Raw genomic sequence first — 7,669 nt, forward strand, 5'->3', positions numbered from 1 at the left:
TCAAAGGCCAAAGGCGGATGCCACGGAAAAGGAGAGGGAAGATGGCTGAAGATATCGTGGATGTATTGATTGTCGGCAGTGGGCCGGCCGGCTTGCAGGCGGCGGTGCACGCGGTGCGTAAGAAGGCGGGAGTGGTGGTGCTGGGCAAGCCCGAGCGGAGCAGCATTTATCGGGCCCATGTGGAGAACTATCTCTGCGTTGACGGAGTCACCGAGGGCAGCGACCTGCTGGCGGTGGCCCTGAACCAGGCCCGGCGCTTCGGGGTGGAGCTGCTCACCGAGGACCTGCTCGGGGTGGAACAGGTCGGAGATCTGTTTACGGTGCGAATCGAAAGCGGCCGGGAGCTGAAGGCCCGGACCCTGATCTTCGCCACCGGTACCGCCCGCAAAAAGCTGAAAGTCAAGGGGGAGAAGGAGTTGCTCGGTAAGGGGGTCAGCTACTGCGTGGATTGTGATGCCAATTTTTATCGCAACGCCCGGGTGGCGGTGGTGGGCAACGAGTCGGCGGCGGTGGATGGGGCGGTTACCCTGACCAAGTACGCGGCCGAGGTTCATCTGGTGGCCCAAAAGCTGGAGGTGTCGCCGGAATTGCGGGCCGAACTGGAGAATAGCCCGGTTCAGGTCCACGAAGGGGAGTGGGTCAAGGAGATCGGTGGCGACAAGGCGGTGGAGTCGCTGCTGTTGGAGAGCGGCGGTACCTTGGCGGTGGACGGGGTCTTTGTTGAGCTGGGGGCCAAGGGAATGATGGAGCTGGCCACTACTTTAGGGGTGATGCTGGACAGCGAAACCTTCTCCCATATCGCCACCAACAAGAAGCAGGAGACCAGTATTGCCGGAATTTATGCCGCCGGTGATATCGCCGGTCCGCCCTGGCAGATGGCCAAGGCGGTGGGTGAGGGCTGTGTGGCCGGCTGGGAGGCGGCCAACTACGCCCTGGCCCAAAAAAGAGCGGCCAGGGAAGCGGCATAAATTCCGTGGTAACAGCGGAGGGGGAGCGGGACGCGATCTGGATGGAAGCGGCCCTGGCCGAGGCCGGGCGGGCGGCAGGGCGGGGTGAGGTGCCGGTGGGGGCCCTGCTGGTGGATGCAGGGGGCCGGCCCATCGCCGCCGACGGCAATCGAACCCTGGAGCTTTGCGACCCCACCGCCCATGCCGAAATCGTGGTTTTGCGCCGGGCGGCGGCGGAGATCGGTAACCACCGCCTGCCGGGAACCACCCTCTATGTCACCCTGGAGCCCTGCGTGATGTGTGTGGGGGCGATGATTCAGGCCCGGATCGACCGGCTGGTTTACGGGGCCCCCGACCCCAAAGCGGGGGCGGTTGGCTCCCTGTTTCAACTGGCCCAGGATCCGCGGCTCAACCACCGCTTTGCCGTGCGGGGTGGGGTGCTGGCCCAGGGGTGTGGTGGACTGCTCCGTGATTTTTTTCGGGCCAAGAGGGCAGGGCCCTAAAAAATAACAAGGCAGCGGCCCGCTTTTGCGGTAGAATGCCCCGTCCCGGCCGGCAGGCTGCCGGCGGGGCCATAAGAATATGGGGAGAGGTGCCGGAGTGGTCGAACGGGACGGATTCGAAATCCGTTGACCACGCAAGTGGTCCGTGGGTTCGAATCCCACCCTCTCCGCCAGGAAACAATGGGCTAGCCGAAACCGGCTAGCCCTTTTTTTGGTGACCGGCGTTTGTGGGGTACGTTACTTTTGACCCGTATTGCCTGCTGCGGCGGAGATATAACAATAGGAGTCTTCATTCCATAGGGCCTTACCCGTGGCCCATGACCCGGTTGCGCCCCTCCTGCTTGGCCAGGTAGAGCGCCTTGTCGGCCAGGGCGACGATCTCAGCCGGTTTGGAGTCCTGGGTTGGCACCAGGGTGGCGGTTCCCACGCTGATGCTGACATACTCACTGACCTTGGATTGAGCGTGCGGGATCTTCTGCTCCTGAACACCGGTCCGGAGCTCCTCGGCCACGGCCCAAGCACCCTCGGCCTCGGTCTCCGGCAATACCACCGTGAACTCCTCGCCGCCGTAGCGGGCCACCAGGTCGCCCTCCCGGGTGGCGGTGCCGGCCAGGGTTGCCGCCACCTGCTTCAGGCAATCGTCGCCCTGCTGATGGCCGTAATGGTCGTTATAGAGCTTGAAGAAATCGATATCGAGGATGATCACCGACAGCGGCTGCGCCTGGCGCAGCCCCCGCCGCCACTCCGCCTCCAGGAACTCATCGAAACGGCGGCGGTTGGCAATGCCGGTCAGGCCGTCCAGGGAGGAGAGCTTCTGCAGGGCCTGATTGGCCTCCGCCAGCTGTTTCTGGCTCTCCTGCAACGCCCTGAATGCCTCGTCGCGCTGCAACTGATTAATATAGGACTGTGAATGGTAGCGGATCCGGGCGATCAGTTCGATCTTGTCCGGTAGTTTGACGAGATAGTCGTTGGCTCCGAGGGCAAAGGCCTCACTTTTGGTCTCCGGTTCCTCTTTGGTGGAGAGAACGATAATCGGGATCTTGGCGGTTTCCGGCGCTACCCGGTAAAAACGGAGCATCATCAGGCCGTCGATCTCGGGCATGACCAGGTCCTGAAGAATCAGGGTGGGTTTGAGTTCCGCCGCCTGCTTGATCGCCTTGGTCGGGTCGGAGCAGTAGTGAAACTCGATGTCATCGGCTTCGGCAAGATCCCGGCGGACCGCCTCGGCGATGATCCGCTGATCATCGACCAGCAGTACTTTGATTCCATAGGAACGGACTCCGGTGATCGGATCGGTTTCCTGGTCGTTAAGCTGATTGGTAGTCATCATTTCTCCCCTCTCAGGCGGCTGCTGATCGCCGCCGCTATTTGGTCAACCGGCAGCACCTGTTTGGCCGCCCCCAGATCGACGGCGGCCTTGGGCATGCCGTAGACCACCGAACTGGCCTGGTCCTGGGCGATGGTCAGCCAGCCGCGCTGGCGCATGGCCAGCAGTCCCGCCGCCCCGTCCCGGCCCATACCGGTCAACAGCACGCCAACGCAGTGGCCCGGCCAGTTTCGGGCCACGCTGTTAAAAAAGATATCCACCGACGGGTGATAGAAATCTTCGGCGCCGCCCCGGATATAGGCCAGGTTGCCCTTTTCGTCGAGTACGGCGTGATCTTTGGTGCAGGGGACCAGGACCACGCCCGGCTCCGGCGGCCGGCCGGCGGTGAGCAGGCGGACCGGCAGTTTGCTCTGGCGGCCCAGCCAGTCGGTCATGCCGGGGGTGAACTTTTCGTCCATGTGCTGAATGATCACCACCGCAGCGGGAAAATCGGCCGGCAGGCCGGAGAGGATTTTGCTCAGGGCCTGGGGACCGCCGGTGGAACTGCCGATGGCCAGCAGCCACTCCTTGCGGGTGGCCGAGACGGCCGAGACGGCCGAGACGGCTGGGGGGCGGGCCTTAGAGGGTAGTTTTCGGCGGCTGTGACCGATCAGTTTTTCGATCAGCGCCAACTTCTGCAGGAACTCATTGCACTTTTCTCTGGTGCCGTGCAGATCGAAAACCGGAGTGGTGGCCACATCCAGGGCGCCGGCCCCCATGGCCTCAAACACCTGCGATGAGTTGCCGCCCACTGAAGCGGTAACCACCAGGATGGGACAGGGGGTCTCCTTCATGATCCGCCGGGTGGCCTCAACCCCGTCCATCACCGGCATCAGCAGATCCATCAGCACCAGGTCCGGCAGGTTTTCAGCGCATTTCCGAACCGCTTCCGCCCCGTCGTAGGCTATCCAGACCACCTGGTGCTCGGGGGTGGTGGCCAGAATGCGGCGCAGGCTCTCCACCGCCATGGTCATATCGTTGACAATGCCTATTCTCACATCCGTACCTCAAACATCGGGGCCGCCGATCAGTTCTTCGACCGCCCGGATCAGGCCCTGATCGTGGAAACTGCCCTTGGTCAGATAGTAGTCCGCTCCGGCCTCCAGCCCCAGCAGGCGATCCTCCTCCCGGTCCTTGTACGAGACAATAATAACCGGCAGCCTTCGCAGTCGCGGATCGGCCTTGAGTTGCCGCACCAGTTCAAGGCCGTTCATGCGCGGCATGTCGATATCGGTGACCACCAGGTCGTACTCTTCCGCCTGCAAGGCGTTCCAGGCATCAATGCCGTCCACCGCCACATCAACCAGGTAGCCTTGGGCGCTCAGCATTTTGCGTTCCACCTCCCGGACGGTAATGGAGTCATCGACCACCAGAACCTGCTTGGCGGTTCTGGCGTTCATCTGATCCGCCCAGCGGCCGATCCCCTTGATCCGGTTGTCCGAAATCAGGTTGTCCATGGAGCGGACCATATCCTCCACATCGGCGATCAGTACCGGGGAACCATCCTCCAGGATGGCGGCGGCGCTGATGTTCTGGATCTTCTTAAGCCGCTTGTCCAGGGCCTGCACCACCAGATCGCGGATGCCGATAAAGCGGTCGACGATCAGTCCGTACTGGTTGAAGCGGTCGCTCAGCATGATCACCACCGGTTCGCCGCCGGTTTCCGGTTCTCCCTCCTTTTCCAGCAACTGGCGAGCCGAGACCAGGCCGATCCGCTTTTCGGCAAAGGTGAAATACTGGCGCCCTTCCACCACCCTGATCTGCTCTTCGGGGATCTGGACGACATGGTCAATGGCGACCAGCGGCAGGGCGTACAGTTCGTTGCAGATCTCCACCAGCAGCACCCGGAGCACCGACAGGGTCAGTGGCAGCTGCAGCTCGAAACTGGTGCCCTGTCCGGTCTGGGAGGAGGCCCGCACCACCCCCCGCACCTCCTGCATGACGCTGTGGACCACGTCGAGTCCCACCCCGCGGCCCGACAGCTTGCTGACCGATTTTTTGGTGGTGAAATTGGGCAGAAAAAGAAAATCGAGCAACTCGGTTTCGTTGAGGCTGCGGGCCATTTCCGGGGGAACCATCTTTTGGGCAACGATGGCATTTCGCAGCTTGTCATAGTCGACTCCGCAGCCGTCATCGGTCAGCAGGATATTGAGCATGCCGGCTTTGTGTCTGGCCTCCAGGCGGATTTTGGCCTTTCTGCTCTTACCGGCCGCTTCCCGCTCTTCCGGGCGCTCCACGCCATGATCCAGCGCGTTTCTCAGCAGATGATTCAGGGGGGCTTCGATCTTGTCGAGAATCTCCCGGTCCACCATGGTCTCCTGGCCGACGATCTCAAACTGCACCTCTTTGCCCAGCTCCCGGGCCACATCGCGCACCATCCGCGGAAAGCACCCGATGCCGTCGGCAAAGGGGCGCATGCGGTTGGCGATAACTTCGCGGTAGAGACGATGAGAGATATCGGTGGTGCGCCGGGAACGGTTGTCCACTTCGGCCAGATAGCCGGCAACCGCAGCGATCTCCCCCTCGAGCCTGGCTCGAAACTGGGTCCAGGAACCGTCACCGGCGTCCGCCGCCGGCGAATGGCCGGCGCCTTCCCTGGTGTTGTCGAACAGCCGCAGCAGTTCATCCAGCCGCTGTTTATGCAGCAGCATCTTTTCGGCAAAAGAGGGCAGCCAGCGGGACTCGACCTGGATCTCGCCGGCCAGCCCCATCAATCGGTTCATTCCTTCAGCCGAAACCCGCAGCGCTCGCTCGCTGTTCCGGCAAGGAGCAGCGGCGGCCGGCGGTCCCTCCGGTTCGGTTTTCCCTTCTGCGGACTCCGCCGGCTCGGGGGCCGGCGCCGGTGGTTCGGCCGGAACTTCCGGTTCAGCTGCGGAAACGGTGTCGCAGGCGGCGCCCTTTTCCGGCTCAACCTCGGCGCCGGCGGGCTCCCGGCTGGGCATCACGGGGGCGGGGACGGGTTCCTGTTGACTGGCCAGGCTGGTCAGCCGCAAGACCAGCGCGGCGGTCTCCTCCTCCTTGGCGGCCAGCCAGGCCGGCAGTTCGGACTCTTCGACCCCGGCGATGCCGGCCAGGAAATCGACCCCTTGCAGCAGCAGGTCGATGCTCGGCTGGCCCAGCACCACTTTCTGCTGCTGGGCGGCCACGAAGAGATCCTCCATGGCATGAGCCACCCGGACCGCCGGCTCCAGGTTGACGATACGGGCCGCGCCCTTGATGGAATGAGAGGCCCGCATCAGGGCCTCCAGGATCTCGGCGGCCCCCGGATGCTGCTCCAGGGTCAGCAGATGGTCGTTGAGGGTGGCACAGTGGCTTTCCGCTTCCAGGCGGAAAAGATCCAGCATGCTCATGCTGCCGAAATCACCATGATCGCCTTTGCTCATGTCAGGTTCCTGGTCAGGGCTTCAAACAGCAGTTGGTCGTCGAGAAAACCGATATCCCGATTTTCCAGACAGAGAATACCCTTGGTATAGACGGCCTTGGAGCCGGAAACCGTAACCGGCAAACCGCGCAGCATCTCCGGGGAGTAGCGGACATTGCCGAAAATTTCGCTGACTGGAAAGACGATTTTTTGCCCTTCACGGCTGGCCACCACCAGCCTTACCGGGCTCAGATATCCATCCTTGGACTCCGGTCGCTCGCCGCGCTTTAAGCCGAGAACGCCGCCGATGGAGAGGCAGATCTCCAGTTTGCCCCGGATATTGACCACCCCCCGCAGAAATTGGTCGTTGCGGTGGGGCAGGCTGTGGATGGTGCCCATATCGACCACCTCCTGAATCAGTTCAGCCGGCAGGGCCAGCCACTCGCCGCCGGCCAGGAAAACGAAGGCGACGCTGTGGCCGGCCTCCCGCAAAGGTTTTTTGCCGGCCAGCAGGGCGGTCCATTCATCGAAATACTCTTCCGGCGGCGGCCGATCCAGCAGGCGGCGGCCGGTGGCCGCATAGACCCCGCAGTTGCGGCAATGAATCACCCGCTCCAGTTCCGGGCAGCGCTCCCCTCCCGCCCCCCATACCCCGATCCGTTTCCAGCATTGATCCAACTCGACCAAGTGGTTTTGTTCCTGGCTGTTCATAACCCTAAGCTCCGCACTTTTCCGGCCCCCCGCCGGCTTTAAGCAGCCGCTGCGCCCTTTTGCGGTAGCGGTCGGCTCCGACCTTATCTCCCTGGCGTTCGGCGATGAGAGCCAGCAGGATCAGGGCCTCCTGCAGGTCGGGATCAAGATAAACGGCCTGGCGGAGCAGCTTCACCGCCTCATGCTGATGGCCTCGAATATCGGCGATCAGGCCCAGCAGCAAACAGGCCGGGGCCGAAGGGCCGTGTTGCTCCAGATGCTCCTCGCAGAGCCGGGCCGACTCCTCCAGGCGGCCCTGGTCGGCCAGTTTCCTGGCCCGCCCCAGATTATCCGCCGCCGGCAGCTCGATGGCAATGGTGGATGAGGCCGGCGGAGAGAGGCTGTCTTCAAACGGGGTTTTCCGGTCATGGACCACCGGCTGTCTGGCCGGCGGGGCTTGCTGCTCGCCGTTCGCCGGTCGTTTAACAAAAATCAGGGGATGGTGTGACGAGTGGACAAAGGGCCCGGCGGTAAACAATCCCGCTTCCGAGTGTCCGACAAATAGCAGCCCCTCCGGCCGCAATGACCGCTCCAGGTTGGCAATGGCCCGGTCCTGGGCCTCGGCATCCAGGTAAATCAGCACATTACGGCAGAAAACTATGTCATACAGCCCCAGGGCTTCCATGAAAATCCGGTTTAAGATATTGCCGTTATGAAAGTGGACCTGCTGCCGGATCTGGTCATTTAACTGGTAGGTGTTGCCGCTCCGGAGGAAATAGCGTCCCCGGAACTTGAGATCATG

7 protein-coding genes and 1 tRNA gene are annotated in these 7,669 nt (G+C 62.7%); 3 read left to right on the forward strand and 5 right to left on the reverse strand.

Going from position 1 to position 7,669, the window contains the following annotated elements; all coding sequences use genetic code 11:
• Positions 1-41: 41 nt before the first annotated feature.
• The 3 genes from ACHHRT_RS07610 (at position 42) to ACHHRT_RS07620 (ending at position 1,623) form a co-directional block, all read left to right on the forward strand.
• Complete coding sequence (locus ACHHRT_RS07610; RefSeq protein WP_395499155.1) at positions 42-968, forward strand: NAD(P)/FAD-dependent oxidoreductase; 927 nt, start codon at positions 42-44, stop codon at positions 966-968.
• Between the two features lie 5 nt (positions 969-973).
• Positions 974-1,450 carry a tRNA adenosine(34) deaminase TadA gene (gene tadA / locus ACHHRT_RS07615; protein WP_395499156.1) on the forward strand — a complete coding sequence of 159 codons (477 nt, stop codon included), beginning with the start codon at positions 974-976 and terminating at the stop codon, positions 1,448-1,450.
• Between the two features lie 83 nt (positions 1,451-1,533).
• Positions 1,534-1,623: transfer RNA gene (locus tag ACHHRT_RS07620), tRNA-Ser, on the forward strand.
• A gap of 131 nt (positions 1,624-1,754) precedes the next feature.
• Here the strand turns inward: ACHHRT_RS07620 and ACHHRT_RS07625 are convergent.
• From ACHHRT_RS07625 to ACHHRT_RS07645, 5 genes are all read right to left on the reverse strand, one after another.
• Entirely contained in the window at positions 1,755-2,777 is a 1,023-nt protein-coding gene (locus ACHHRT_RS07625; protein ID WP_395499157.1) for a diguanylate cyclase domain-containing protein, read from the reverse strand.
• Positions 2,777-3,814 (reverse strand): chemotaxis response regulator protein-glutamate methylesterase, encoded by a 1,038-nt coding sequence (gene cheB, locus ACHHRT_RS07630; RefSeq protein WP_395499158.1) that lies wholly within the window; start codon positions 3,812-3,814, stop codon positions 2,777-2,779. The genes ACHHRT_RS07625 and cheB overlap by 1 nt, the downstream gene beginning before the upstream one ends.
• A 9-nt stretch (positions 3,815-3,823) precedes the next feature.
• A complete protein-coding gene (locus ACHHRT_RS07635; RefSeq protein WP_395499159.1) occupies positions 3,824-6,199 on the reverse strand; it encodes a hybrid sensor histidine kinase/response regulator in 2,376 nt (791 codons plus the stop codon).
• A complete protein-coding gene (locus ACHHRT_RS07640) occupies positions 6,196-6,888 on the reverse strand; it encodes a chemotaxis protein CheW (protein WP_395499160.1) in 693 nt (230 codons plus the stop codon). Before ACHHRT_RS07640 ends, ACHHRT_RS07635 begins: the two co-directional genes overlap by 4 nt.
• A 4-nt stretch (positions 6,889-6,892) precedes the next feature.
• Positions 6,893-7,669 (reverse strand): CheR family methyltransferase (locus ACHHRT_RS07645; protein ID WP_395499161.1); only part of this gene is annotated, 777 nt, incomplete at its 5' end.

The organism is Desulfurivibrio modestus, from assembly GCF_044068625.1.
Classification (GTDB): Bacteria; Desulfobacterota; Desulfobulbia; order Desulfobulbales; family Desulfurivibrionaceae; genus Desulfurivibrio.

Coding starts and splice junctions, on each gene's coding strand:
- ACHHRT_RS07625 (WP_395499157.1), bottom strand. CDS start 2,777: ATGACTACCAATCAGCTTAACGACCAGGAAACCGATCCGATCACCGGA.
- ACHHRT_RS07610 (WP_395499155.1), top strand. CDS start 42: ATGGCTGAAGATATCGTGGATGTATTGATTGTCGGCAGTGGGCCGGCC.
- ACHHRT_RS07635 (WP_395499159.1), bottom strand. CDS start 6,199: ATGAGCAAAGGCGATCATGGTGATTTCGGCAGCATGAGCATGCTGGAT.
- ACHHRT_RS07640 (WP_395499160.1), bottom strand. CDS start 6,888: ATGAACAGCCAGGAACAAAACCACTTGGTCGAGTTGGATCAATGCTGG.